At 39.3% G+C, this 26,968-nt stretch carries 19 protein-coding genes and 1 pseudogene; 10 read left to right on the top strand and 10 right to left on the bottom strand.

Going from position 1 to position 26,968, the window contains the following annotated elements; translation table 11 throughout:
• Nucleotides 1-57 precede the first annotated feature (57 nt).
• From antC to antA, 3 genes are read right to left on the bottom strand one after another with little or no spacing between them, the layout of a single operon-like run.
• Nucleotides 58-1,092: an anthranilate 1,2-dioxygenase electron transfer component AntC gene (gene antC, locus F984_RS09360; RefSeq protein WP_080631544.1), complete on the bottom strand. Its 1,035-nt coding sequence runs from the start codon at nucleotides 1,090-1,092 to the stop codon at nucleotides 58-60.
• A 5-nt stretch (nucleotides 1,093-1,097) separates the two neighbouring features.
• Nucleotides 1,098-1,589, bottom strand: coding sequence for an anthranilate 1,2-dioxygenase small subunit (antB, locus tag F984_RS09355; RefSeq protein WP_000076814.1), 492 nt, complete (start codon nucleotides 1,587-1,589; stop codon nucleotides 1,098-1,100).
• A 2-nt stretch (nucleotides 1,590-1,591) separates the two neighbouring features.
• Nucleotides 1,592-3,007, bottom strand: a complete 1,416-nt coding sequence (gene antA, locus F984_RS09350; protein ID WP_000204407.1) for an anthranilate 1,2-dioxygenase large subunit — start codon at nucleotides 3,005-3,007, stop codon at nucleotides 1,592-1,594.
• Between the two features lie 222 nt (nucleotides 3,008-3,229).
• On the opposite strand from antA, the gene F984_RS09345 reads away from it, so the two are divergent.
• The 4 genes from F984_RS09345 to F984_RS09330 all read left to right on the top strand — a co-directional run bounded on the left by F984_RS09345 (nucleotide 3,230) and on the right by F984_RS09330 (nucleotide 5,869).
• Nucleotides 3,230-3,580 (top strand): winged helix-turn-helix domain-containing protein, encoded by a 351-nt coding sequence (locus F984_RS09345; RefSeq protein WP_004708820.1) that lies wholly within the window; start codon nucleotides 3,230-3,232, stop codon nucleotides 3,578-3,580.
• Between the two features lie 189 nt (nucleotides 3,581-3,769).
• On the top strand, nucleotides 3,770-4,555 hold the full coding sequence (modA, locus tag F984_RS09340; protein WP_004708819.1) for a molybdate ABC transporter substrate-binding protein: 786 nt from the start codon (nucleotides 3,770-3,772) through the stop codon (nucleotides 4,553-4,555).
• The gene (gene modB, locus F984_RS09335; protein ID WP_000971578.1) at nucleotides 4,552-5,244 is read left to right on the top strand and encodes a molybdate ABC transporter permease subunit; all 693 of its coding nucleotides are present in this window, start codon (nucleotides 4,552-4,554) and stop codon (nucleotides 5,242-5,244) included. Before modA ends, modB begins: the two co-directional genes overlap by 4 nt.
• A gap of 4 nt (nucleotides 5,245-5,248) precedes the next feature.
• On the top strand, nucleotides 5,249-5,869 hold the full coding sequence (locus tag F984_RS09330; protein ID WP_025469301.1) for an ATP-binding cassette domain-containing protein: 621 nt from the start codon (nucleotides 5,249-5,251) through the stop codon (nucleotides 5,867-5,869).
• Between the two features lie 43 nt (nucleotides 5,870-5,912).
• Here F984_RS09330 and F984_RS09325 read toward each other — a convergent pair whose 3' ends face one another.
• Nucleotides 5,913-7,517: a PepSY-associated TM helix domain-containing protein gene (locus F984_RS09325; protein ID WP_004708814.1), complete on the bottom strand. Its 1,605-nt coding sequence runs from the start codon at nucleotides 7,515-7,517 to the stop codon at nucleotides 5,913-5,915.
• A gap of 2 nt (nucleotides 7,518-7,519) precedes the next feature.
• The gene (locus F984_RS09320; protein WP_004708813.1) at nucleotides 7,520-7,810 is read right to left on the bottom strand and encodes a hypothetical protein; all 291 of its coding nucleotides are present in this window, start codon (nucleotides 7,808-7,810) and stop codon (nucleotides 7,520-7,522) included.
• Nucleotides 7,811-8,223: 413 nt separating this feature from the next.
• Between F984_RS09320 and F984_RS09315 the strand changes: the two genes are divergently transcribed.
• Nucleotides 8,224-8,955: a 4'-phosphopantetheinyl transferase family protein gene (locus F984_RS09315; protein WP_004708811.1), complete on the top strand. Its 732-nt coding sequence runs from the start codon at nucleotides 8,224-8,226 to the stop codon at nucleotides 8,953-8,955.
• Nucleotides 8,956-8,997: 42 nt separating this feature from the next.
• Here the strand turns inward: F984_RS09315 and entS are convergent, their stop codons facing one another.
• The 4 genes from entS to fes are packed head-to-tail and all read right to left on the bottom strand — an operon-like array spanning nucleotide 8,998 to nucleotide 18,853.
• The gene (gene entS, locus F984_RS09310) at nucleotides 8,998-10,248 is read right to left on the bottom strand and encodes an enterobactin transporter EntS (protein WP_004708810.1); all 1,251 of its coding nucleotides are present in this window, start codon (nucleotides 10,246-10,248) and stop codon (nucleotides 8,998-9,000) included.
• The gene (locus tag F984_RS09305; RefSeq protein WP_004708808.1) at nucleotides 10,245-17,396 is read right to left on the bottom strand and encodes a non-ribosomal peptide synthetase; all 7,152 of its coding nucleotides are present in this window, start codon (nucleotides 17,394-17,396) and stop codon (nucleotides 10,245-10,247) included. The genes entS and F984_RS09305 overlap by 4 nt, the downstream gene beginning before the upstream one ends.
• A 12-nt stretch (nucleotides 17,397-17,408) precedes the next feature.
• On the bottom strand, nucleotides 17,409-17,624 hold the full coding sequence (locus F984_RS09300; RefSeq protein WP_004708805.1) for an MbtH family protein: 216 nt from the start codon (nucleotides 17,622-17,624) through the stop codon (nucleotides 17,409-17,411).
• Nucleotides 17,625-17,653: 29 nt separating this feature from the next.
• The gene (gene fes, locus F984_RS09295) at nucleotides 17,654-18,853 is read right to left on the bottom strand and encodes an enterochelin esterase (protein WP_004708804.1); all 1,200 of its coding nucleotides are present in this window, start codon (nucleotides 18,851-18,853) and stop codon (nucleotides 17,654-17,656) included.
• A gap of 265 nt (nucleotides 18,854-19,118) precedes the next feature.
• On the opposite strand from fes, the gene F984_RS09290 reads away from it, so the two are divergent.
• The 5 genes and pseudogenes from F984_RS09290 (at nucleotide 19,119) to F984_RS23015 (ending at nucleotide 23,723) form a co-directional block, all read left to right on the top strand.
• Nucleotides 19,119-19,889 carry an SDR family oxidoreductase gene (locus F984_RS09290; RefSeq protein WP_004708802.1) on the top strand — a complete coding sequence of 257 codons (771 nt, stop codon included), beginning with the start codon at nucleotides 19,119-19,121 and terminating at the stop codon, nucleotides 19,887-19,889.
• 44 nt (nucleotides 19,890-19,933) lie between these two features.
• Nucleotides 19,934-21,157 carry an isochorismate synthase gene (locus F984_RS09285; RefSeq protein WP_004708800.1) on the top strand — a complete coding sequence of 408 codons (1,224 nt, stop codon included), beginning with the start codon at nucleotides 19,934-19,936 and terminating at the stop codon, nucleotides 21,155-21,157.
• Between the two features lie 11 nt (nucleotides 21,158-21,168).
• Complete coding sequence (locus F984_RS09280) at nucleotides 21,169-22,833, top strand: (2,3-dihydroxybenzoyl)adenylate synthase (RefSeq protein WP_004708798.1); 1,665 nt, start codon at nucleotides 21,169-21,171, stop codon at nucleotides 22,831-22,833.
• A gap of 20 nt (nucleotides 22,834-22,853) precedes the next feature.
• Nucleotides 22,854-23,504: pseudogene (locus F984_RS09275) on the top strand (isochorismatase family protein); the annotation flags it as partial.
• Nucleotides 23,505-23,522: 18 nt separating this feature from the next.
• The gene (locus F984_RS23015) at nucleotides 23,523-23,723 is read left to right on the top strand and encodes a phosphopantetheine-binding protein (RefSeq protein ID WP_409360440.1); all 201 of its coding nucleotides are present in this window, start codon (nucleotides 23,523-23,525) and stop codon (nucleotides 23,721-23,723) included.
• A 45-nt stretch (nucleotides 23,724-23,768) separates the two neighbouring features.
• On the opposite strand, the gene F984_RS09270 is transcribed toward F984_RS23015, so the two are convergent.
• Nucleotides 23,769-26,903 carry a multidrug efflux RND transporter permease subunit gene (locus tag F984_RS09270; RefSeq protein ID WP_004708795.1) on the bottom strand — a complete coding sequence of 1,045 codons (3,135 nt, stop codon included), beginning with the start codon at nucleotides 26,901-26,903 and terminating at the stop codon, nucleotides 23,769-23,771.
• Nucleotides 26,904-26,968: the final 65 nt, after the last annotated feature.

The following is a 26,968-nucleotide window of genomic DNA, read 5'->3' as shown; positions in this document are numbered from 1 at the left end:
CATTATAAGAGTATATTGAATCATTTCAGGTTTAGTGATTTTTAAGCTATTTATACTTTAACGTGATGTATTGCTCTGTAAAAATTTCTCGCTGTAAATACGGTAGTTTTGCAAAGATTGCTCATCTAACCAATTTTTTACGGCTTCAATCATTGGTGGTGGGCCACATAAATACATATCAAAAGCCTGCTCGGCCAGTTGATCTTTATTTAGGTGCTCATGGATATAGCCTGCTTTACCTTGCCAAGTTTCTGTTGCCTTAGTCACAATCGGGTGATAACTAAAGTTTGGTAGCTGTTCAGCATAGGCATGTAAACGCTGTTGTTCACACAAGTCGGTTTCACTATTTACGCCGTAGTACAACTGAACGGCAGGTGAGTTAGGCTGCTCAACCAAGTTATCAAGCATTCCCAAGAAAGCCGATAAGCCTGTTCCACCCGCCACAAAAACCAGTGGTCGCTCTACTTCACGTAAATAGAAACTACCAAGCGGTGCTTCAATAAGTAAGCTTTGTCCAACCTGACAACGGTCACGTAGGTAATTACTCATCACACCGTCTGGCAAGAGGCGAATGAGAAATTGCAATTGATTGGTTGCGTTTGGTCTATTTGCAAAAGAATAAGAGCGCCAGTCTTCTGTATTCGGTATTTGCAAACGAGCATATTGACCAGGTAAAAACTGAAGTTGTTCAGCATGACTGCTCGCATCAAGATGTAAAATTGCTGTTGTTTCTGAAACCAGCTCAACCGCAGTCACTTTGGTTTCAATTTTTAATGTATCGCCAGCATTGCAAATAGCAGAATCATGATCGAAATAAAAAGCTGCATCTGATTTTACACGGGTCTGGCAAGCTAACATTTTTCGTTCGGCCAAATCACGTTCACTTAATGCATCTTCATCGACATATTCTTGTTCATAAATACCAGTTTCACACTGTCCCTGACAGGTACCACAAACACCTTCACGGCAGTCTAACGGCAGGTTAATTCCCTGACGAACTGCTGCATCAAGCAACAATTCGTCTTTATTTACCGAAATAAAAAAGGTTTTGCCATCGGCAAAGTTAAGTGCAACTGAATGTCCCATTTTCATTCCCCTTAAACGTGATAAAAGTCTAAAACGGAATCAATTTTGTCATTCAGCAAAATGCTGTGCTGACGACGAATACGGAAACTATCAGCGGTTTGACGTAAAAGATAAGTGGCATGTCCGTAAAAACAGCCTTCTAAACCTTGACGGTTATAAAGCGTTTGCCATGCAACTTTTGCTTCGATAAGACCATCTTCCAGTGTTTTAACTCGAATATTGTTTATGCTGTGCAAAGTACGTGGTAACGGTGTTGCAGATGCTGCTTTTCCGGTACGAATACGGAATACACGGTCTTCAAGGCCTGTACGGTCCGCATAATAGATATAAGACAAGCCCTGATTTGGATCTTGAACATAGTTATGGTCATCAATCCACTGTGGAATATGATATTCACTATCTTCATCGTAAAGCTCTAGGTAGGCATCCCAGTCATAAGCGTCACAAAGTTCTGCTTTTTTGTACAAAAACTGAGATACAGCAAAATGTAGTTCTTGTGACATGGTTACACCTCATCCATTACGGCATTATTTTCAAAAGTAATATCCTGCATTTTCAGCGCTTTTTTGTTTAAGCCGTCGAGCATTAGGCGTTGCCAGTGTCCATGTTGATTTACATAGAGTCCTTCATGGGTAAATTCACGGCCAGTAATAACGGGTTGAATGCCTAAATCTTGGGAATTTTTGGTCGCGCCATATTCCCAAGACTGACAGCCACGAGAGATATCGCTCCAACGTTCAAGTCGTGCCTGAAAACCTTTTTGTTGCTCACGGAATTCAACTAAATCATCTGGTGTACCAAGGCCCGACACATTAAAGAAATCTTCAAACTGGCGAATACGGTTACGGCGTGCTTCAGCAGATTCACCTTTAACGCCAATACACTGACTAATGACTTCGGTTTTATTCCATGCCACAGGACGAACAATACGAAGTTGTGAGCTAATCTGGTCCATAAAAAATAGGCTAGGGTACAAGTTCAAGTTTCTTAAACGATGCATTGCCCATTCAGCATATTTTTCGCCATATTTTTCGACCATATATGGCATAACCGTGCTGTAGCCCGGACGAACTGTTGGGTTTGGCATGTCACTAAATAAAACACTATGACCATTTTTGAAACTAAACCACCCATCGTCAGTTTCTGAGTCACCGGCACCTAACTTGCTATAGTCAAGTGTATCGAGTTCTTCACCTTTTGAGGCATTGACTTGCTGGCGGTGTTGGACTGTAGAGACATAGTTATAGTGAACAGTGCTGACATGGTAGCCATCTAAACCATTTTCATTTTGTAGCTTCCAGTTACCTGCAAAGGTATAAGATGACTTACCTTGTAATACTTCGAGTTCACCTGTTGGCGACTGGTTAACCATTAAATCAAGGAACAGTTTTGCATCGCCTAAAAAGTCCTCTAGCGAATCTGTTGCTTGAGTATCAAGACTGACAAATACAAATCCACGATAGCTGGCAATACGGCCTTGTTTTAAACCACGGCTTGATTTATCAAAATCTTCACAGTACTCACTAGGCGCTTTTACCTTAACCAAGCGACCATCTGACTTATAACACCAAGCATGGAATGGGCAGGTAAATGTAGATTGATTGCCTTTAGCAACGCGTGTTAAGGTCGCACCGCGGTGTTCACAAGCATTAACCATGGCATGTAGTTCGCCTTTACCATCACGGCTTACAATAATCGGTTGGCGGCCAATTTGAACGGTTAGGAAATCATGATTGTTTGGAATTTCACTTTCATGACATGCGTAAATCCAAACTTTTTCAAAAATAAGTTCCATTTCCAAGTCAAATAGTTCTGGCTCGGTAAACATGTCACGTGCAATACGAAACACACCATCGTTAGGACGGAAGTCGATACATCCATCTATAAAATCATTCCATTGTTTTAAATTAGATGAGGTCATTTACTCAATCCTCCAATCAATCAGCTTTTAACTGATTGAACCGCGATTAAGCATTCCTCTCTATCCGTTTTTTCCAGATCTTTATCCACTTTGTGCAGTTTTGATTTTTTAATCGAATTCTTTTGAAGAAAAAGTAGAGATTTAAATTTGTATGTGTTTTAACCTATTAAAGTTCCCTATAATGTTAAGCAGCATAAAAATGAAACTTTGTGAACTAAGTCTATGAAAGAACAAAACTTAAAATTACAAATTAGAATTCTTTTAGAGCAAAATATTGCATTTGGTCCGGGTAAGGCAGACTTACTTGAAGCAATTGAGAGAACGGGTTCAATCTCACAGGCAGCAAAATCTATGAATATGAGCTACCGCCGTGCATGGCAGTTGGTCGACACCATGAATCAATGCTTTGAAACAGCTTTAGTGGAAACACAAACGGGTGGAACACATGGTGGTGGGGCAGCCGTCACAGCTTTGGGCCACAAAGTCTTAAAGCATTACCGCCAAATGGAAATCAATGCTCGACAAGCCTTAGAGCGTGATTATCAAATCATGAGTAATTATTTAAAAGGTTAAGATAAAAGATTGCATAACGATGAAATCTTTTAATTTGGTATAGCTTTTGCTTAATATCACGTGCATGCTGCAAAAGCACTAATACATTCCAGTCATCAATAGTTAACGAATTATGCTTTTCATAATCTTTATGTAGCGCTATATTCTTGAGTATATATCGCTGCAAAAAACACAAAAAAGGTAACAATAATGGTAAGTGATACGAAGATAAAAAATTTGGCTTTAGCCTGTTCAGTCCTCAGCATTGGATTGGTTTTTAATATCTCAGCCAAGGCTGAATCAGTTACTGTTTATGCAGCAGCAAGCTTAACGAATGCAATTAACGATTTAGAAAAAATTTACGAAAAACAGAATAAAGTAGAAGTTAAAACTTCATATGCAGGCTCATCGACCTTAGCTAAGCAAATTGAAGCAGGTGCGCCCGCAGATATTTTTATTTCAGCAGATACACAGTGGATGGATTATCTACAAAACAAAAAACAAGTTGCAGCAAATGGCCGTATAAATTTATTAGGTAACCGTTTGGTTTTAATTACACCTAAAGGAAGACCATTAAATATAAAATTAGATAAAACCACTGATCCCAATAAAGTCTTTACTGGAAAGATTTGTACAGGAGATACCAAAAGTGTGCCTGTAGGCAAATACGCTAAACAAGCTTTTATCAATTTAGGTTGGTGGAGTCGTATTGAGCCGAAGTTAGTTGAAACAGAAGATGTTCGAGCTGCATTAAATTTTGTTGCGCGTGGTGAATGTCAGGTTGGGATTGTCTATGCAACCGATGCAGCGATTAGCAAAGATGTGACTGTAGCTGGCGTATTTCCAGAAAATACACATTCGCCAATTACTTACCCTATAGGGATAGTTAAAAAGACTCCAAATTCAACAAAGTTCTATCAATTTTTACAAAGCAACCAAGCCAAAGCTGTCTTTAAAAAATATGGCTTTAGTGTGCTAGCTCCAGTTAAACCATGATGTTCTCTTTAACCCCAGAAGAACTCAGCGTGCTGCAACTTTCTTGTAAGGTTGCAGCAAGTTGTCTTGTTGTCAGTATTATTCCTGCAATTTGTGTGGGATGGTTTCTAGCACGTAAAGACTTTTGGGGTAAGTCATTCATTGAAACATTGGTGTTTTTACCTTTGGTATTACCGCCAGTGGTGCCTGGTTATTTGCTTTTACAAGTTTTTGGGAGCCGCGGGATTATTGGGCAATATTTAGCTCCACTCGGAATTGATTTTGCATTTAACTGGAAAGGCGCCGTTCTTGCTTCCGCAGTAATGGGTTTTCCGCTGTTGGTACAATCGATTCGACTAGCAATTGAGCTGGTCGATCAGCGTTTAGAAATGGCAGCAAAGACATTAGGTGCCTCATCTTTAGGGGCATTTTTCCATGTCACATTGCCACTTGCCAGCAGTGGTATTTTAATTGGTGCCATTTTGTGCTTTTGCCGGAGTCTAGGTGAGTTTGGAGCCACTATTACTTTTGTTGGTAATATTTCAAATGAAACACGGACTTTGCCTCTAGCCATGTATAGCTTAATGCAACAACCCGATACCGAGGCCGCTATTCAACGACTTATTGTTTTATCGTTAAGCGTGGCTTTTTTAGCACTATGGTTTGCACAGTGGTTTCATCGTTATCAAAAGAAGCGCTTAGGGCGGTAAGATTATGTTGATTGATTGCCGTTTTGAGCTACACATGGGGCAATTTCATATTGAGCCTAGTTTCAAGTCCGATGCTTCTGTTATTGGGCTATTTGGTGCATCCGGTTCAGGTAAAACGTCCATTTTACATGCTATTGCAGGGCTGAACACTCCGCGTAGTGGAGTCATTAAAATACAGGACCAAACATGGTTTGATTCAGATCAAAAAATTAACTTGAGCACGCAAAAGCGGCATGTTGGATTGGTTTTTCAAGATGCTCAGCTTTTTCCGCATAAAACGGTAAAGCAAAATTTATTATTTGGTCTTAAGCATCTTTCCCAACAAGAACGTCACTTTGAAGCAGATTACATTATTGAATTATTAAAGTTAGGGCACTTATTACAACGTATGCCTATCAAACTCTCAGGTGGGGAAAAGCAGCGCGTGGCACTGGGTCGAGCATTGTTATATTCACCTAAGCTGTTACTACTAGATGAGCCGTTATCAGCATTAGATGCGAATCATAAAGCTGAAATTATTCCTTTTTTTCAGAAGGTAAAAGAGGAAATAAAAATTCCGATGATTTATGTAAGTCATGATATTCAAGAAATTAAACAACTGACCGAAACAATGTGGGTTTTATAATTTTTCATATTTCACACATTATTTCAGTCATTGATTTATAGTGTTAACTAGCCCATAAACTACCTGTTGGAGCAGATTTTCGGCGATCTTGGGCTTGTTGATAAAAACGCCAGAAAGCGAAAGCAAAAATGACAGCTAATAAATCAACTACTAAGATTTCTCCGCCATGTACCCATAAGCCACTTTGGGGAATGAAGTAAGCTAAAAGAGATGTAAGTGGAATCGCAAATAACACAAAAACCAAGGTTAAGAGCAGTTGTGGTAAAGCTTTTGCGTAGCCAATCACAAAGGTATAAATCAAAGTCAGTAGGAAAATCGCATAATAACCATACATGAAGACGTGATTTATACTTTCAATGTTGAGTGTAGCGAAAAGCCAACGACTAGCTAACATTGTGCCTACGATAGCTAGAACACACCCTAAACATGCACCTATAGTTAAGTTCGCGAGGAACACCACATCTTTACGTTGGACAGGAACAGAATCTTCAGCACGCTTTTGTTTACGTGCACGAGTTTCAACCCAAAGAATGTTCCCTGTGTAAAATAGGAAAGCGCCACCGACACCTAACACAAAATAAATCCAACGTACGCCCGTACCCCCAAAACTTCCAAAATGTAGGCTAAACATGGCATTGATTAACTTATTACCTCCATCAGTCTGAGTATTAATACCTTTATGGTTAAAGTGCTCAACGGCATAGGGGTTCATACGCATAAAGTCTTGATTTGCGCCACGTAACATCTGATCGGGGCTATACAAGGCTATACGTGCATTGGCTTTTTCAGGTTTATCGAGGTTACTGAACTGGATATAGTCAACTGAATATTCAGGTGCTACTTTTTTTGTTTGAGCTAATATTTGCTGCACATCAATTTGTGTTTGTTTTGGTTGAATAAGTGCTGGGGGAGAACGCTGAAAAACAGGCTGTCCTTTGAGTGCAAGCTGACCAATCGCATCGTAAAAAAAGTCATGAAAAGCAAAGACAATAACGCTAATGCTAATAATGATGTGAAAAGGTAAGCTCGTAATTCCAATCACGTTATGCGCATCTAACCAAAAACGCTTTTTATTTTTACCAGGACGGATGACAAAGTAATCCTTTACCAAAGTTGGTAAAAGAATAATCACTCCTGAAAGTAAAGCAAGAAAATATAAAATAGAAACCACGCCCATCACGTAAAGTCCTAATCCGTGATGACCTGCCATGCCGGGTATGCCTGCTGTTTCATGCAACTGTTCGATTAGCCAACCTGCTTTAGATAAGTTTTCCTGAGCAACGATTAACTGACCTTTATTGTCTAAGCTTGCCATCCACGTAGACTGAGCAGCATTAAAGCCATCTCCACGTTCATGCTCACTCCACGTAATAGGTGCGTAGTGAAATTCATTGGACGCTAAGTTTAGTGTGAAGTTCTTTTGTGCAGCAGGATAGGTAGCCTGAACTTTTTGAATAAGCTCATTATATTGGTTAGGTGAAACTTTAGGTAAAACTTGCTGCGTTGGCGTAGCCCACTTACTAATGTGGTGCTGAAACATGCTAAGCCCACCAGCAAAGAAACAGATAAAAAGCAAAATCCCTGCACATACACCCACCCAAGTATGCATGCTTTTTGCTAATTTCATAATGTCTGAACGTACTTTCATGTTTAACCCCGCAATACGAAAATACAGCTATACGCTAGGGCATTCGCAATGGATAAATAGATCAGTGCTTTTTGTCCGGTCGTAAAAAAATAACTGGCAAACATAATAGGCATCCAAACCCAAGGCACACTCCACATTCCCAATTGCACTAATAAATCCATGGCAACATAAGGACGACCTAATAGAACTACTAAATTGCCAATCGCGATAGAAAGGCTTAGTCCTAAAACCCCGCCAGCACAAGTTTTACTCCACCAGTCTGGCTGGATAGGAGACTGAATTTTAGCTTTCATGAAACCAATTTCCGTTTAAAAAGCGCTATAAAGGGAAGAAACGACCATGCAAAAATGATGAGCATGAACCAGCAGAAAGCAGCAACAACTTTTGGTAAGCTCGCAAAGAGTGCAATCAATCCAACACTCAACAGTACTATACCCAAATACTTAAATAGAGCTGGAAGATGGTGAGACAACAGATTTTGATTGCTATGACTACAATAGATACTGACCGCTCCTAACAGGGTCAAAAAAAGTCCTATAAGTTTCATAATCGATGTTTATAAGTAAATTAAAGTCAAAATTTACCCAACAGTATAAGTAAATAATAATTATTATCAAATGATAAGTATAATTATTTATTAAATTGCGGCTCGTAAGTTAAGATAAGAGAGAACATATTAAAAGTATTTATTTTGAAGCCAAATACAGTGAGTCATTATCTATATATTCCTGAACAACTCAGCAAATCAATTTATGAAATTTCGAGCTCTATTTTTTTCACATCGGGGCTATTCTGTTATGGGGTAGACTTATCAAAAACACAGCATTTGCATATAGATCAACAGTTAGAGCATCCCCTAAAAATTGCTCAAGCGCGTATCGAGCGTAAAAATGAGTACTTATGTGGTAGGGTCTTAGCACAGGCTGTTTTAAATCATCATTTCAGTTTGAATCAGCCAATAACTTCTATGTATGAACATTTGCCCATTTGGCCATCTCATATTTTGGGTAGTATTAGTCATTCACAAAATAAGTTAATTGTTGGGCTATCAAATAACGCGCTTTATTTGGGAATTGATATCGAGCACTGGGTAACTTCAGAATTTGCAAAAGAAAGTGCACACCTTATTTTAACGCCATCTGAGCTTGATTTATGGAGCTGTAAGGCGGCTAAGTTTTTTGATTTTGCCCGATACGTAAGCTTAATTTTCTCTGTAAAAGAAAGCCTATATAAAGCAGTTTATTCCACAGCAAAGCAATATATTGATTTCTTAGAAGCATCTATTGTTGATATTAATTTTGACAATCAAACATTAACGTTAGCTTTTACATTAGAAACTCAACAGCGTTATCAACTTTTAGAACAATATCAAGGGGGATGGGTTGTAGAACAAGGCTGTGTTATGACTTGGGTTTATCAAGCAAGCTATTCTGTTTAAAGCAAAAGAAGGCAACGCATTGCCTTCTTTTTTATTTAGATTTTAATTTTCTTGTAGTTTAGGATCTTGAAATCCGGTTTCACGCATATCTTGAGAATGGAATAAGAACATAAATCCTACCGCAAAACTTACTATTCCAAAGAAGAGAATACTTCCTGATATTGGTAAAAACCGAGTTAAAAGGCCTAAAGTTGTTGTAGCAATTGAATCACCTAAAGCATCTTGTGCAAGCCAGATAGCATTAATGCGTCCTAAATATTCATCAGGTGTATGTCCTTGCACAATGCTGTATTGAAGCAAGTTAGCAATCGACATCAAATATCCGAACAAACATAAAATGGGCAAGGTCACCAGTAACCAAGGAGAGAGCCCAATCATAATCATACAACCAAAAACACCTAAGCAGGTATAGAGCATGACTAAGCCGGGTCTGAGTAAACGTGTTGTCCATCCACTGAGTAAGGCACCCAAGGTTGAACCTAAAGGAACAGCTGAATACATAAGTCCGAGTTCAAATGCACCGCCGTGGAAAATTTCATCTGCCATTTGTGGAAAAATAATTCGAATAGCACTGCTAAAACTAAGCAATGTTCCAATTAAAATGGTGCTACCGACCACTTTATTTTTAAAAACAAACTTGAACCCTTGAGCTAATTGTCGAAGAGGACTTTCACCATTTGATGTATGTTGCGGTTTAAGTGCTGGCAATCCCATCAATAAAAACACAGTAAGTAAAGTACCAACCGTTGAGACCCAATACACAGTTGCGACACCACTAGCAGCAATTAAAATACCGCCGATTGCTGGTGAAATAACAGTTGCAAGACGTACGGATACCATACTGATCGCACGGGCTTGTACGATATTTTCACGCCCTACAATCACAGGCATAATCGCCATCATTGCTGTTACACCCAGTGCACCAAAGAAACCATCCCATGCCGATAAAAAATAAATAGCATAGAGTGAAGGGTGCTCAAACATGGCGTTAATGGCGAGGCCTGCAAAGCCTAAACCACACACACCACGTGCTAATAGAATCATCCATTTTCGGTCTTTGCGATCTGACAGCAAACCACCAAGTAACAAGCCAATAAACATGGCAATGCCTTCAAAAGCCATTGCAACAGCAACGTTAAGCGAGTTCCCCGTAATGTCATAGACTTGTTTTGGAATAGCTACGACCAACATGCCAATCGTTAACAATGACAATGTGCGGGCAATAAATACATGTCGGAAATGAGCATTACGTTTTAAAAGACTAAAATCGGTCAATATAGATTTAAAGCTCATGGCATACGCTCCTCTAAACCGCGTGCCTGACAAATCATGCTGTTTAACATTGGTCCAAGTATTTGAAGTTGTTCAGGTGACAACACAGTGGTATGGTCTGCTTCGCTTAAACGAACAATATTGAGTTTTTTAACCAAAGGTGACCATTGTTGTTCTGGTTGTATATACGGAAGCAAATCTTTTTCAGCGACTACTAAGTGTAGATCACCGTCAAAATGCGGCATTTTATAAGGTTTTAATAAACGTACGGCATCACGGTAGTTCGCAAAAATATCCTCTTGTAAACGCCGTGTTTCTTCACTTAATGCCGTATCTGCATCGGCTAGAATATCATTGAAGAATTGGAGCTGTTCTTGTTCAGCTTCAGCATTCATTTCCTCTACAGATAGATCTAACCATTGATGAATTTCGGCAGGGTAAGTGTCTAATAAACCAAGAAAATCAACTTTTTCACCTTGTTCGGTGAGCTTCGCTGCAACCGCATAAGCCACTGTACCGCCAAGTGAATAACCTAATAAAGTATAAGGGCCTGTTGGTTGTTGCTTGCGAATAATCTCAAGTTGTTTTTCAACTAGCTCATCCATATCTGTACTATTTGCCAATAAGCCATCTGGGCGAGGTGACTGCAACCCAATAATTGGCAAATCAGGATGTAGATAACGGTTCAATACCGTATATTGCCATGCGGAACCAGAACCTGGGTAAAAACAGAACAATGGATGCCCAGAGCCAGCACGGATCAGTAAAATGGGCTGCATGCCAGTTTGTTCGACTTCTGCCAAACGTTCTTGTGTAAGAAGTAAAGCCGCTAAACGTTGAATTGTGACATGACTCATCAACTGACCTATTGGAATGGTCCGCTTGAATACCTTTCGGATTTCAATCGCAAGCTTCATTACTAAAATAGAATGTCCACCAAGGGCAAAGAAATCTTCATCCACACCAATAGTTTGATCCGTATTTAAAACTTGCTGGAAAATACGTGTCAGTTCGTGTTCAAAAGCAGTGGTGGCATACTGTTTTTCTGCATTTGAAGGATTAAGTTGCGGTTGCGGCAGTGCTTTACGATCTAGCTTCCCATTATGACTTAATGGGAATTTCTCAACTAGCACATAGTGTGTAGGCACCATATAAGCTGGAAGCTGTTTCGCTAATTGTTTCTTTAACTTCTCAATATCCACAGGTGCTGTTGTTTGCAAGTAAGCAACCAACTGGACATCAGCTTTATTTTGTTCAGAAGAAATAGGATGTACAACTACATCAAGGCTACTGATTAAGCATAATTGCTGTTCAATTTCACCCAGTTCGATACGTTGTCCACGTATTTTTAATTGGTCGTCAGCACGGCCCACATATTGAATACTGCCGTCTGCATGCCAACGGGCAATATCACCAGTGCGGTACATGCGTTGACCTGCTGCAAATGGGTTTGCCACAAAACGTGTTGATGTTAAGTCTGCTCGATGTAAATAACCCATAGCCAATTGATGACCTGCTAAATAAAGCTCACCATCTACTCCAACAGGAACAGGGCGTAAGTATTGATCCAAGATATAAAGCTGGGTATTCCAGACTGGATAGCCAATTGCAACGCTACTTTCTTCTGGGTGTAATCCCAGTGTTGCATCCATATAACTCACATCTACCGCAGCTTCTGTTGGGCCATATAAGTTATGCAACTCACAGCTAAAGTGCTCGGTAAATGATTTTGCTAAAGCCGCTGGTAATGCCTCACCACTACAGAATACTCGGCGGATTGGCAAACTTTGGAGCTGAGCAGATGACAAAATTTCGGTGGCAGCATTTTCAAAAACAGCCAGCATTGAAGGTACAAAATGTAATGTCGTTATCTGATATTTTTGAATAAGGCTTAATAATGCCAATGGATCACGGTGTGCATCTACAGGTGCCATAACCAATCGTGCACCTACTAAGTACGACCAGAAAAATTCCCATACAGAGACATCAAAAGTGCATGGCGTTTTTTGCAAAATCGTATCGTTGGCTGACAGTGGATATTCTGATTGCATCCATAAAATACGGTTCACAATGGCGTGGTGAGAAACCATGACACCTTTTGGTTGGCCTGTTGTACCCGATGTATAAATTAAATATGCCGGATGTTGTGGGGTAATAACTGTCGTTTTATAACTACTTAAATTAACCTTTGTGTCATCAAACAATTCATTAAAAGCAAAGGTAGCTATTGATGGATGGGCAATGCCAGCTAGATCTTTTTGTTCACCAATCACAAGTTTAGATTTGGCATCCTGCAACATAAATTTGATGCGCTCAGACGGATGTTGTAAATCAATAGGTAAATAAGCTGCACCTGCTTCGATCACCGCTAAAATAGCAATACTGAGTTTGATTGATCTTGGCATGGCAACGGCAACTATGTCTCCAGCCTGCACGCCCATTTTTTGCAATTGCTGAGCTAAAGCACAAATTTGAAAACGTACGTCACTAAAATTGAGCTGATGATATTCATCACATAACGCTGTTTTGTCGGGAGTATTTCGAGCTTGTTCTCTGAGTAATTGCTGTAAGGTTGTTGGAGGAACTTCATGTTGAGTTTGATTAACTTTCTGGATTAAACCGCGCTCCCCAGCAAGTTGTAAGCAATAGTGACCTAGACAAGTCTCCGGTTCATTTAATGCGATTTCAATTAATTGAACCATTCGCTCAAGGAAATGCTCAGGCTGATCAATTACACCACGCTGTTCGAGCAACAGCTCAATTTGATGATCCGGGATGACCAGTAACGCAAGTGGATAGTGACTATAACCGCGATTTGTGAGCTTTGAAATTGCAGCATTACCAAGTTTTTGCTGTAAATATTGGCTATCTGGGTAGTTTTCTACAACTAGCAAACTATCAAAAAGATTGCCTTGAGCTATTAATTGTTGAATACCGTGTAGGCCTAAACCATCATGTTCTAAATGTTCAACATGCAATTGCTGTAAATGAGGTAATTGCTCCCAAAGTGATTGCTGCATGTTGAGCTTCACACGCACTGGAATTGTATTTAAAAACAATCCGATTTGCTGTTCTAAACCATTAATAGGTGCTGAACGCCCAGAAACAGGTGTACCAAATACAATATCTTCACGATGAGCATAAATATTTAAGGTTATTGCCCAAATCATTTGCATGAAGACATTAAGCGTGATGCCTTGCTGGCGTAATTTGTGCTGAAGTTTTGCACCCAACTCAGCACTTAAACGATATGAAGTTTCCTGTACAGCTTTCTGTGGTTGATTAAATAAAATAAGTGGTTGCAAATCAGTTAAATCACGTTTCCATATCACTTTTGATATTTCATGGTCACGTGCAGATAAGGCTTTAATGACCTTTTCATAACTATGTTCAAGTGCAGGTAATGGCTGGTTAACTTGCTGATAGGCCTTAATAAAATCATGTAAAAATAGTGGAGTTGACCAGCCATCTGTTAACAGATGATGCACCATAATCAATAGTTCTGACTGTTCAGGAGCATGTTGAATTAAAGTCGCCCGAATCAGGCCATAAGGTTGGTCAAGGTGAATCGGCTGCTGTAAGACTTCTTGAATGCTTTGCTCAAGCAGATCGGGAGTGACTGAACAAAACTGAACTGGCCAAGCTTGAGTAGGGTGTAATGAATAAATAAAAACAGGTTCTTCAGCTAATTCGCTATCAAAATGTCCACCTAGTTGAGGATGACGTTTTAATACAGTAATTAATGCTTGCTGCAAACGTACCGGATCAATGTCTCCATTTAAGCTAAGACGAGTAAAAGCATTATAATTCGATTGTTTTTCAACTTGAGACAAGAACAGCATGCCTTTTTGCAAAGGAAGCAATGGTAAAATAGTGCTGTTTTTACCATATTTTTCTTGAACCTTTTGTTCTAGGTCAGCTGAAAATAACGGTTTTGAGATGGCTGCTTGTTGCTCATCTAGTCGGGTGAGTTGCTGTGCTATAGCAGCGACTGTTTTAAATTGGAATACATCACTTGGTCTTAAGCCGTACCCACGTTGGCGCAATTGAGTACAAAGCATAATCGCAGAAATACTATCGCCACCTGTCATAAAGAAGTCGTCATCAATTCCAATAGCATCAAGCTTAAGAACAGATGCAATAATTTGACATAGAAGTTGCTGTTCAGGTGTTTCGGGCATTCGGCTGTGGGTACGAATTTGAGGACGTGGTAGCGCCTTTTTATCGACTTTGCCGCTTACATTTCGTGGAAATTCGGACATAACCGTTAGGGCAGAAGGCACCATGTACTCAGGTAAGTTTTGACGTAACTGACTTAGATATTGCTGACTTAATTGCTCACTGGTTTTTTCATCAAGTTCAATGTTTTTGACTACACAATAACCGAGTAAACGATGACTATTATTAATTGGTTCTGCAATCACGACAGCACTTTCAACATTGGCTAAAATCGAAAGCGCATTTTCAACTTCACCAATCTCCACACGATAACCACGAATTTTAATCTGATCATCACAGCGTCCCATAAATTCAAGTTTACCCACGCTATTCCAGCGAACTAAATCACCTGTACGGTACATACGCTGTCCATGTTCAAATGGATTTGCTACAAAGCGGGCAGCACTTAAGTCCGCGCGACCTAAATAACCGTTGGCAATCCCATAGCCAGAAATATAAAGCTCACCAATAACGCCAGTCGGGCATCGTTGTAAATGACGATCGAGTACATAGGCTTGTGTATTACCAATAGGGTTACCGATAACAGGACGAGCTGTCTGTTTTAATTCTGCTCGGAAAGTATCAACCGTATATTCCGTTGGGCCATATAAGTTATGAGCAAAAAGTTCAGGCTGAGCATTAAGTTGTTGCCATAAAGCTAACGGTGCAGCTTCACCACCAATTAAAATAAGCGTTGGTTGATGCTGGTTTTCAGTAAATAAACCATTCGTCATCATTTGCGCACAAAAAGATGGCGGTAAATCAAGTGTATCGATTTGTCGTTGCTGAATCTCTTGCACTAAACCAAATGCATCACGCCGCATATTTTCATCAAAAATATGTAGCTCTTGGCCCCATAACATCCAGAAAACTTGCAACCAAGATGAGTCAAACGAGAAAGAGTGTGTATGCGCTGCACGTAGTGGACGGTTAGGGAAACGCTGATTTACAGCTTCTAATACAGGCCAATAAATAGTTGGTTTATGTGACAATATAAGGTTAAGTAAAGAACCATGTGTATTCATTACACCTTTAGGACGGCCCGTACTTCCCGAGGTAAAAATTACATAAGCGACGTCTTGGAAATTAAATTTACGATTTTCGGCAGGAATATCACTCGCATCTTGCTTTCGGATTTGTATTTGAACATCTTTATGATCAAGATATAACTGCGAAATATTTTGCGGTAGCTTTTGTGCAAGTTCTTGAGTAGTTAATACAAATAATGGGTTGGCATCTTCACACATCATTTGCATACGATCGATTGGATAATCTAAATCTAGAGGCAAGAAACTCGCACCAGAGTTTAGTACAGATAACATCACCACAACTGAGTCAATCGAACGAGGAATAGCCCCAGCAATGACCTTTTGCTTTTTAGCGCCATTTTCTTGTAAAAAACGAGTCAATTGATTTACGCGTACTGCAAGCTCAGCAAAACTAAGATGCTCAAGATTTGGACGTTCGCCACTCACGATTGCCGTACGTTCGGGATACTTTTTAACTTGCTCATAAAAAATATCTAGAACATTATTATATTGTTCAGGATGACTAACACGCGGACCAATACCACTTTGGGTCAGGGCAGCAAGTTCCTGCTGTGGGGTAATATTAAAACTATTCCATTGTTGTTCTGGTCGAATCAGCGCTTGTTCAAGCAATAGAGTTAAACGTTGCCCATGCATAAAGAGCTCATCTTGTGTATAGCGCTCTGCATCTGCACGCAGTTCTATAATGAGTTCTTGATCTTGAACAATAAAAGAAAACTCAAAATCATCAATTGGACCTGTAGAAATATGGTGTGTTTTAACTTTCTCACCATCCAACACTAGATCTTGGTCAAAAGCTTTATAGTTTAAAATAGGGCCATACATTCGTTCATGAATGTCGATACTATTTAAATCTCTTAAAATCTGTTCAGCATCATATTTTTGATGTGGACGTATCTGTTGCAGTTGTGCCTGCACATGCAGCGCTAAGCTCGCCCAACTGTCTTTTTCACTCACACTGAACTTTACCGGTAAGACATTTACCGCGGGTAAAGTCGAGCGAATTGCTTTTGAACCTAAACGGCGCATAAATGGAATACCGACAACCAATTCTGCTTTATCGGTCATTTTGTAAATATATTGTAATGACAATGACATCATCATGTCATTCAAACCAACTTTGAGATTTGAAGCAATCTGTTGTATCAGGGCTAAAATTCCTGAAGAAAAACGAAGATGATGTTTAACAAATTGTGCAGTAGTTTTTGATGCTAAATGATGCGTACTTAAAGTGACAGGACTTGGTAAATCTTGGCAATATGTCTTCCAGAAATTTTGATCTTGCTTAAATTGATGACTATTTTCATAAGCTTGACGTTCTTGAATAACCTGTTGAACATCAATAAAAGGCGAAGGGTTAAGAGCTTTTCCTGCTTGCAATTGCTGGTACAAATCAACAATACGTTTTGTCAGGTTAATCATACTAAAACCATCCAGCATGATGTGGTGATAACGCTGATACCAATACACTTTATTATGAGTAATAAATAACACCTGACGATATAAGTGATTATCGGTTTCTTTGAGTGATTTTGCGCATAACCGATCGGTTGGCATCCAATCCCATAAGCGTTGCTGAGCTTTTTTAGGTGTTAAATGACAAAAATCAAACTCCTCTATTTGTATTTGGACCTGATGATTAAGCTCAATAAAAGGTTTTGACGGGTCAGATGAATATGAAGCAATAACCGTATCAGCCTCATTTAAACCGATTTGAATGGCTTGTTTAAATAATGAAAGATCAACTGATTTAGGCAGTTCAAGACAGTGTGCAATGGTATATAGATCGTTAATAGAACTTAAATGGTCGGCTAGAAATATACCCAATTGTGTAGAAGCCAGCTCAACACGTGTTGGACCAGAAATATCTTGGGTAAACTCATTATGTAGTGCTTGATTCATAGCTGCTCTCCATTACGCTTGCTGAAAAGGATTAATGGTTAACCAATGCTTTTCTACATAAGCAATGCATGAAGACCGTGTGTCAGGACCATACTGCACATCCCATCCAGACGGAACGGGATGCTGCGCAGGCCATAAACTAAATTCACCTTGCTGATTTTTTAGAACTTGAAAAGACAAACTTTCGTTATCAAATGGATTGATATAATTTTCCTGTAAGTTACTCATAGTATTGTTATCCTTGATGAAACAAATGGTTATAGTGAAAGAAAAACTTGCAATGCTTTAAGTAAGTCTGGGCGCCAGTTCACAGGATCATGGCCTCCTGCAAAACAGTGGAAACTCACATCATTAAATGCTTGCAATTGTTGGTAAAGTTGAAGTGCATCTTCTTGCATATCGGTTTCATAGATGCCTGCACTGATATAAATCTGTGCTTTTTGAGATAAAGCATTTGGAGATTTTTTAACGAATTCTAAAAGGTTACCTATGTGTTCTTTGGCTAAAGCACTTTTTGAAAAATCCGACCACCAATAAGATCCGGATTGCAAAATTAGCCGCTGAAAAATATCTGGATAAAGCAGAGCGCTATAAAGTGCACATAACCCGCCTAGGCTTTGCCCACACAATGTGATGTTTTGATGTGAAATAAAGGTGTATTTTTGAATAAGTTGTTCAATTAACTCATTTAAAAGTGCCTGACAAAACAGATCATGACATCCGTAATCTCGCTGACGTTGTTGGCTATTTAAACTATGAACAAAAACATAAACTGCTGGTCGAATCTTATATGAAACAGTTAAATGTTGAATTTCAGGAAGAAGAGAAAGCTCTCGACTCCAGATTTGGCCATCAAGCAAAATAATTAATGGCAGATTTTCTTCTGCTAATTCACCGCTAATAAAAATATCAACCAAGTAATCTTGTTGGCATAAGCGACTTGACCATTTAAATGTCTTAGTAATTCGGCAATCGTCTATTAAAGATTTTGTGTTTTTGAGTTGAATCTGATTGATATAACGCGCTAAATGTCCTGTATAAACTGCTTGGTGGCTTAAAGGATCAATTTGAGCGTTTTCCTTTAGTTGTGTTTGCCACCACTGACGTCGAGTAGTAGTACAGGTTGAGTTTGGAGCTTCATCTTTCGTGACAACTAGAACGTAACTCCCAGACCAGTCTAGAGGAAGTTCTATTTCAAAAAAGTACACATCCGTTCCAGCTATATGGCTAAAACGATTCCACTTTTCATAGATAGAAGGGCTCTGTGAATAAATATCGATGTAAACACCAATACTTTCTTTAGACTCAGCACTACGCCAAACAAAGGTACATAGCGCTTTATTTTTTTGTAGGTTAACGAGTGGGCTACCTACTTTTTTAATGATATTCCACCAGACTTCACTCCCAACATTGAGTTGTTGAAATAGGGGATGTAAAGGATGAGAAAATGGCTTCATTTTGAGTCCATCTCGACAAGAAAGCGCGGTCAAATTATCAAAATGATTCTCATTAGTAAATGAAAACAATTATCATTATAATCAATAAAGAAATGCTTATTTTTATAATATTAATTAAAAACAATAACTTAATTTAAAATTATGGTTAATAAATAGCTGGATTTAGATTGTAATCATATGTTTGATATTTATTGCACTTGATAATAATGATAATTATTTGCAATTATGTTGCGCAATTTAATATCGCTTCAAACAGGAGTTAAATATGAGCTCTACCATCGTGGTCACAGGTGCTGCAAGAGGTATTGGAGCTGCTATTGCAAAAAAATTATTGCAGCAAGGGCATCAAGTGATTGGTATTGATCAACAGGAAAACCCAGAACAATGGGAAATCATTCAAAAGCTAGAAAACCGTGAAATATCACGTTGGCAAGGAATTTCACAAGACATTACACAGCAACAAACTACTCAAAATTTGATTGCAGAGCTTTTGGAAAAGCACAACATTACAGGCTTAGTAAATGCAGCGGGCGTATTAATTATGCGTTCTATGCTTGAAGCAAAACCGGAAGATTGGCAAACACTTTTTGCGGTAAATGTCATGGCACCCATCGCAATTAGTCAACAACTTGCCAAGCACTTTTGTGAAAAAAAACAGGGAAGTATTGTCACTATTAGCTCAAATAGTGCACGTATGCCACGTATGCAGCTCGGCATGTATGCAACGAGTAAAGCGGCACTGAGTCATTACTGCCGTAATCTTGCACTTGAAATCGCACCTCATCAAGTCAGACTCAATATCGTTTCGCCAGGTTCTACTTTAACGCAAATGCAACAACAGCTTTGGACAGACAATTCGCCTCCACCTGCTGTTATTGATGGCGACTTAAACCAGTACCGTACTGGCATTCCACTTAGAAAACTTGCCCAGCCTGAAGATATCGCTAATACCGTTAGCTTTTTACTTTCAGACCAAGCAGCACAAATTACTATGCAAGAAATTGTGGTCGATGGGGGAGCCACATTAGGCGTTTAAATATTAATTCATCACAACAAAATAATTTTATAAGGAGTTGCGAGATGTCGGTACAGCATCCGTATTTTATCCAACGAGAAAATTTTACTGAAAGCAGAATTACACTCGCAAAAGAAGTTTTAAATTGCACTGATAACGCTGGTTTTATATTTACGACTCCTGAATACATCATATCGAGTCATCAAAAACTTAAAGATATTGAGGTTACAAAAGACACTCAGCTAAAAGAGTGGCTAAACGAAGCCCGTCTACAATTACAACAAGCAATTGCAGATGGTTATAGCGATGCCAAGGTTATGGGTGGGTTGCCATTTAGTTCATCGGCAGATGTCAATTTAATGCTAATGCAAGATGCCAAGGTTTACCAGAAAGCTTTATTTTCACAAACTGATATTAATCTTGATGACTTAATCTTAAAGCAGGCCGATTATTTACCTTCAGGTGAACACTATCAACAGCAGGTTGAATATTTAGTACAACAAATGCGGGCACAAAAGCTAGATAAAGCAGTACTTGCTCGTATTTTACAACTTGAATTTGAAGAGAATCTTCCAGTCTCAGATGTATTTTATAACTTGGCCAAGCATAATCCTGAAGGATATAACTATGCAGTCGCAAGACACCCTCAAAGCGAAGGTTGGTTTGTTGGTGCAAGTCCTGAACTATTAATTGCAAAGCAAAATAATAAAATCTGGAGTAAACCTGTTGCGGGCACATTAGCGCGCGATGATGACCCAATTGTTGACCAAAATAATGCAAGAGCTTTACTGGCTTCACAAAAAGATCAACATGAGCATGCTCTTGTCATCGAAATGATTGCCGATGAACTTACACCTTTCTGCAAGCAACTACATGTGCCCAAACAACCTTCACTTATTCGCACCAAACGTCTTTGGCACTTGGCCTCACACATTACGGGCGAGCTTAAGCAAGCCGATACTCATGTTTTTGACTTAATTGAACGTCTACATCCAACACCTGCAATTTGTGGTGAGCCAAGCTCCGTAGCAAAAAATTTAATTCAGCAACTTGAACCATTTAATCGTGAACTATTCGCTGGAACCATGGGTTGGGCCGACGCCGAAGGTAATGGTGAATGGTCCGTGACCGTGCGCTGTGCTCGTATTTATCAAAATATTGCCCGTTTATTTGCCGGTGCAGGAATTGTGGAAGCCTCACGTCCACAAGCTGAACATGCTGAAACTGCTGCAAAGTTCCGTACTGTACTTGATGGCCTGCACATTTCACCAGACCAATTACCACGATAAGGAATATACAGATGACAACAATAAAGTATTTAGAGGGCGCTGTGCCATATCCAGAAGAATTTGCCATGGTTTACCGTAAAAAAGGCTATTGGATTGGGCAAAATCTGAGTGATTTTTTACGGGAAAGTGCTCAAAAGTATGCGAAAAATATTGCAATTTATGATGGTGATAAAGCTGTTAGCTATGAAAAATTTGACAACTTAGTTGACTGTTGTGCAAGCCATTTATATCAATATGGCTTACGTGCGGGTGATAAAGCCGTCGTACAAATGCCAAACCACTATCAGTTCTATGTTCTATTTTTCGCCCTGATTCGATTAGGTGCTTTACCTATCATGTCATTGCCTGCCCATCGATATGCTGAACTCAGTAGCTTTTTTAAACAAACGCAAGCAAAAGCTTATTTCTGTGCAGATTTTGGTGCACAAAAATTTGACTACCGAGAGCTTGCCGGAAAGCTTCAGCAAACAGCAGCTTGCTTAGAGTATGTATTTATACTTAGAGATGCTGGTAATTTTGTCGCTATCGAAAATCTATTAAAAGAAACAGAAATTCTAGCGGAAGCAATCTCGCCAACTACAGCAGATCAAGTGGCTTTTTTACAGCTTTCGGGGGGCAGCACAGGTGTTCCAAAACTGATTCCACGTACTCATGATGATTATCTATACAGTGTGCGTGAAAGTGCCAAAATTTGCGAACTTAATCAGTCATCACGGTTACTGATGGTTTTACCTGCAGCACATAACTTTTCAATGAGCTCGGCTGGTTCTTTAGGCATTTTTTATGCTGGTGGCGCAGTGGTTTTAGGTACAGATCCAAGTCCGGAAACTGCATTTCCACTTATTAAAAAACACGGTGTGACAGATGCTTGTTTAGTTCCTGCATTGGTTCGACCGTGGATGGACAAAGCAGCCAAAGATCAAGATCCAATATTATCAACTCTACGCTGCTTACAAGTCGGTGGAGCACGCTTACCCGATGCTGTTGCCTTACGTTTAATTGATGAGTTTAAGGTTAGTTTGCAACAAGTCTTTGGAATGGCTGAAGGGCTTGTGAACTACACCCGTTTTAGCATGTCAAAAGAACAAATTATTCATACCCAAGGTTTAAAAATCTCGCCAGATGACGAAATTTTAGTACTAGATGATCATGACCAACCCGTAGAAGCTGGACAGGTAGGGCATTTGCTCACTCGTGGCCCCTATACCATTCGCGGCTATTACCAAGCACCGGAGCATAATGCTCGTTCTTTTACACCAGACGGTTTTTATCGCACAGGCGATTTAGTCCGTATCCGTGAAGATGGCTGCATTGTTGTGGAAGGGCGTTCAAAAGAACAAATTAATCGTGCTGGTGAAAAAATTGCGACTGAAGAAGTGGAACAAGCGTTATTAACTCATCCACAAATCCGCTTGGCAGCGCTGGTTGCTATGCCCGATGAGGTTATGGGTGAAAAAAGTTGTGCTTTTGTGGCATGGCAATCACAACCCGATGATTCAAGTCCAATTCGCCTTGCGATGTCAGTTCGACAACATCTGAAAGACTATGGGCTTGCTACCTACAAAATTCCTGATCGTGTCGAATTTATCGAGCAGTTTCCATATACAGCTTTTGGAAAAATCGACAAAAAAAGATTACGTCAACAACTTGAAACTAAAACCAATGTTCTTGCCTAAAGATAAAAAAGGAAAATTTAATGAGTATTCCCAAAATTGCTAGCTACAGTATGCCTCAAGCCTATGAGTTTACGCCCAATAAAACCCATTGGCAGTTACATACCAATCGCGCCGTGTTACTGGTCCATGACATGCAGCAGTATTTTTTAGATTTTTATGACCAAACTCAAGCACCTATTCCCGAGCTCATTAAAAATACCAAAGAACTGATTGAAACTGCGCGTAAGTTTAATATTCCAGTGGTTTATACTGCACAGCCCGGTAATCAGACACCTGAACATCGCCAACTATTGACCGATTTTTGGGGAACCGGGTTAAAAGATGATCCGTATATTACTCAGATTTTGCCGGAAATCTCGCCTCAGAAAAATGATACTGTTTTAACAAAATGGCGTTATAGCGCATTTAAGTTTTCCCCACTTGAACAACTCATGCGTGAGTCGGGCCGTGATCAGCTTATTATTTGTGGTGTTTATGCCCATATTGGCTGTCTCATGAGTGCCGCAGAAGCATTTATGCTAAACATACAACCATTTTTATGTGGAGATGCACTCGCTGACTTTAGTCGCGAAGAGCACGATATGGCATTAAAATATGCGAGTACACGTTGTGCTCAAGTGATGACAACTCAACAAGTGACTCGTGCTTGGGAACTTGAACAAGCAGCCTCGCCCTTAACGCCAGAAGGAATTGTTCTCGCGGTAAGTGAACAATTACAAATTCCAGCTTCAGACATTCAGTTAAATGATGATTTACTCATGCTTGGGCTTGATTCAGTTCGCTTAATGACTTTAGTGGGTAAATGGCAGGCTTATGGTGCTCAGGTAAGCTTTGAAGATTTGGCAGAACAACCTATATTAGAAGTATGGATTGAGAAACTAGTCGCTTAAATTCAAATGATAAAAAAAGCAGATCATTGATCTGCTTTTTTTATTTTATAAAGATGAATGGTCTTTTCTATATCTAAATACACGGCCAAGCGACCATTTTAAAACCGGTAAACTATGTACCAAAACAAAGAAAAAGACCGTAAATACAGGCACCAGTAAAGTTCCTATAACTACACTGCCAAATACACTCATACCAATTTCATGGCGACTCACGGCACCAGCACCTGTAGCAACGACAAGGGGAATAACACCTGCACCAAAAGCTAAAGACGTCATTAAAATTGGACGTAAGCGTAAAGCTAAAGCCTCACACGCAGCAGTAACATAGCCTTTACCTTGTTTTATGGCTTTAGTTGCGAACTCCACAATTAAAATCGCGTTTTTACAAGACAAACCAATACCCGTTAGTAACGCGATTTGGAAATACACATCGTTTGGTAAGTTAAAGATTTGAGCAAATACAATAGTTCCAGTAATTCCTAGTGGAAGTCCTAGTAAAATAATAAGAGGTACTTTCCAGCTTTCATATAAAGCGGCTAAACATAAGAAAATAAATAAAATAGAGATAATGTATAAAAATAAGGCTTGCTGGCTCGATTGCTGCTCTTGTAAAGAGAGGCCACTCCATGCGACATCTACACCAGATTGTTTGCTCACCATATCACTTAACTGTTGCATTGCCTGACCTGAACTAAAGCCAGAACTGACATTTGCTTCAAGTTGTATGGCAGCAAGCCCCATAAAACGCGTTAAGGTTTCTGGGCCACCAATCCATTCGCTTCGACCAAAATGCGCAAGAGAAAGCATTCCACCTGTATTATTACGGACGTGCCAATAAGCTAAATCTTCAGGTTTAGAACGAAACTCAGCATCACCTTGCATAATAATTCGTTTAATTTTGCCTCTTTCAACAAAATCACCCACATAGTTTCCACCCCAAGCAGTTGATAGCGTTGAGCGAATCGCTTGTTGATCAATCCCTAATATTTTGGCTTTATTCTGATCGAGCTGAATGAAAACCTCAGCCTTATTCTCACTTACAAGCGGACTTAAATTTTCAAAAGCAGGATAATTGTGAGATTCTTTTTCTAAAGCTTTATATTGTTTAATGAGTTCATTGCGTCCTTGACCATTTACATCTCTGAGCCAAAGTTCTAGGGCATCAGATTGGCCCAAACCAGAAACACTTGCAGGCATACCCACCATAACTTTAGCGGGTAAGTTTTTTTGCAAGTAATTTTGCGCACGTTCACGAATAGCACTTGCAGTATTAGCTTCACCTTTACGTTCATTCCAATGCTTTAAGGAAACAAACGCCATGCCTAAATTTGGACCGCTTCCTGAAAAGTTTTGTCCATTAACTACTAGTACGGTATTAATATTTTTAGCTTCATGTTCAAAGAAATAGTTATTGACCAGTTTACCTACTTCTTGTGTTTGGCTCATAGAAGCACTGTTATGCAAACTATAAGGCACAGCCAACAAACCTTGATCTTCATTTGGAATAAAGCTCGTCGGCAAACTACGATAAATCACAATTAAAACAGCAACTAAAGCTAACACTACAAGACATGAAAGTGCTTTAAATTTGATTAAACTTGTTGCTAAAAAACTAAAACCAACTTTAACTTTTTCAAGCAAAGTCTCAAGTTTTTGTCCCCATTTAGGTTTTTGAGTTTGTTTTTTTAATAAGACAGCACACAAAGCTGGCGTAATAAACATGGCTACCAATAAAGATAACAACATCGCAGCCGCTAGGGTGATTGAAAACTGGCGGTAAATCATACCCGTTGAACCACTAAAAAAAGCCATCGGGATAAATACGGCGGTTAGTACCAAGGTAATGCCAATCAATGCACCAGTAATTTCCTGCATCGATGCTAAACATGCATCCCGAACACTTAAATGTTGTTCATGCATAAGCCGTTCAACATTTTCAACCACTACAATCGTGTCATCAACTAATAATCCAATCGCTAAAACCAGTGCAAACAGGGTAAGGGTATTAATGCTCATTCCAGACAAATACAACACAACAAAGGTACCGCAAATCACAATAGGTACAGTAATAGTTGGAATAAGTGTAGCGCGCCAATTTTGTAAAAAGAGATACATGACAATGACGACCAACACCACAGCTTCAAGCAGAGTAATGATGACTTGTTTAATGGACTCTTCAATAAATGGTGTATTGTCACGTGGATAAACAATTTTATATCCAGTAGGTAGATGCTGCTTGAGCTGTTCAATTTTTGCTTTAATTAGACCAGAGGTTTCAATCGCGTTCGCATCAGGACTGAGTGAAATACCTAAACCAGCGGAAGGGTAGCCGTTTAGCGTATTGATACTTTCATAGTTTTCGGCGCCTAATTCAACTCTCGCCACATCTTTTAAATAAACCAGACTGCCATCTACATTAGCTTTAACGACAACCGATTTAAAATCATCGACTGTTTTTAATCGAGAACCAGCAGTAACTTTGGCATAAATATTCTGATCAGAAGCAGAAGGCATAGCACCAATTGAGCCAGCAGCTATTTGAGTATTGTAATCTTCAAGTGCCTGTTCAACATCACTCGGCATAAGTTGATAATTTCTAAGTTGATTTGGATTTAGCCAAATACGCATCGCATAACTTGAACCAAACACATCCACTTCACCAATTCCTTGCAATTGTGAGAGTGGTTGTTCAAAGTGATTAACCATATAGTCCGATAATTCGATATTGCTGGCTTTTCCTGTTTCATCGTATAGCCCCACAATTAACAGCATATCACCTGTGGTTTTCCAAATATTTACCCCTTGTCGTTGGACCTGTTCAGGTAGACGGTTTAATACACTGTTAATGCGATTTTGTACTTGTAATTGTGCCTTATCGATATCTGTACCAATTTTAAAATGAATATCAATACTGGCCGTTCCTGACGATTCACTATTTGATGTGAAATAAAGTAAGTTATCTAGTCCTTTAATTTGTTGTTCTAAAACCTGAGTTACGCTTTCTTCAACAGTTTCAGCAGACGCACCTCGGTAATTAGCAATCACTGTGACACTTGGAGGAGCTAGGTTTGGATAACGCTCAACCGGCATTGCACGAATAGAAAAAAAACCAAAAATAAGAATAGTGATGGCAATGACAGATACAAAAATAGGGTGATAAATAAAAAATCGAGAGAGCATTGTTATGTCTACTTTAAGCTTGTTTTCAATAGGTTTTTAGGCACACCAAATTGCAATATTAACTT

Origin of the sequence: Acinetobacter nosocomialis NIPH 2119, assembly GCF_000368085.1 — a bacterium.
Taxonomy (GTDB): Bacteria; Pseudomonadota; Gammaproteobacteria; order Pseudomonadales; family Moraxellaceae; genus Acinetobacter; species Acinetobacter nosocomialis.
Note: the sequence above shows the minus strand (reverse complement) of the source record. Positions and strands in the feature narration are given on the sequence as shown.

What these genes read in the sequence shown, in the direction of transcription:
- F984_RS09320 (WP_004708813.1), bottom strand. Translation starts at nt 7,810, where the DNA reads ATGAAAGCTAAAATTCAGTCTCCTATCCAGCCAGACTGGTGGAGTAAA.
- F984_RS09305 (WP_004708808.1), bottom strand. Translation starts at nt 17,396, where the DNA reads ATGAATCAAGCACTACATAATGAGTTTACCCAAGATATTTCTGGTCCA.
- F984_RS09270 (WP_004708795.1), bottom strand. Translation starts at nt 26,903, where the DNA reads ATGCTCTCTCGATTTTTTATTTATCACCCTATTTTTGTATCTGTCATT.
- F984_RS09280 (WP_004708798.1), top strand. Translation starts at nt 21,169, where the DNA reads ATGACAACAATAAAGTATTTAGAGGGCGCTGTGCCATATCCAGAAGAA.
- modB (WP_000971578.1), top strand. Translation starts at nt 4,552, where the DNA reads ATGATGTTCTCTTTAACCCCAGAAGAACTCAGCGTGCTGCAACTTTCT.
- F984_RS09285 (WP_004708800.1), top strand. Translation starts at nt 19,934, where the DNA reads ATGTCGGTACAGCATCCGTATTTTATCCAACGAGAAAATTTTACTGAA.
- antA (WP_000204407.1), bottom strand. Translation starts at nt 3,007, where the DNA reads ATGACCTCATCTAATTTAAAACAATGGAATGATTTTATAGATGGATGT.
- F984_RS09330 (WP_025469301.1), top strand. Translation starts at nt 5,249, where the DNA reads ATGTTGATTGATTGCCGTTTTGAGCTACACATGGGGCAATTTCATATT.
- F984_RS09290 (WP_004708802.1), top strand. Translation starts at nt 19,119, where the DNA reads ATGAGCTCTACCATCGTGGTCACAGGTGCTGCAAGAGGTATTGGAGCT.
- F984_RS09345 (WP_004708820.1), top strand. Translation starts at nt 3,230, where the DNA reads ATGAAAGAACAAAACTTAAAATTACAAATTAGAATTCTTTTAGAGCAA.
- entS (WP_004708810.1), bottom strand. Translation starts at nt 10,248, where the DNA reads ATGAGCTTTAAATCTATATTGACCGATTTTAGTCTTTTAAAACGTAAT.
- modA (WP_004708819.1), top strand. Translation starts at nt 3,770, where the DNA reads ATGGTAAGTGATACGAAGATAAAAAATTTGGCTTTAGCCTGTTCAGTC.
- antC (WP_080631544.1), bottom strand. Translation starts at nt 1,092, where the DNA reads ATGAAAATGGGACATTCAGTTGCACTTAACTTTGCCGATGGCAAAACC.
- antB (WP_000076814.1), bottom strand. Translation starts at nt 1,589, where the DNA reads ATGTCACAAGAACTACATTTTGCTGTATCTCAGTTTTTGTACAAAAAA.
- F984_RS09325 (WP_004708814.1), bottom strand. Translation starts at nt 7,517, where the DNA reads ATGAAAGTACGTTCAGACATTATGAAATTAGCAAAAAGCATGCATACT.
- fes (WP_004708804.1), bottom strand. Translation starts at nt 18,853, where the DNA reads ATGAAGCCATTTTCTCATCCTTTACATCCCCTATTTCAACAACTCAAT.
- F984_RS09300 (WP_004708805.1), bottom strand. Translation starts at nt 17,624, where the DNA reads ATGAGTAACTTACAGGAAAATTATATCAATCCATTTGATAACGAAAGT.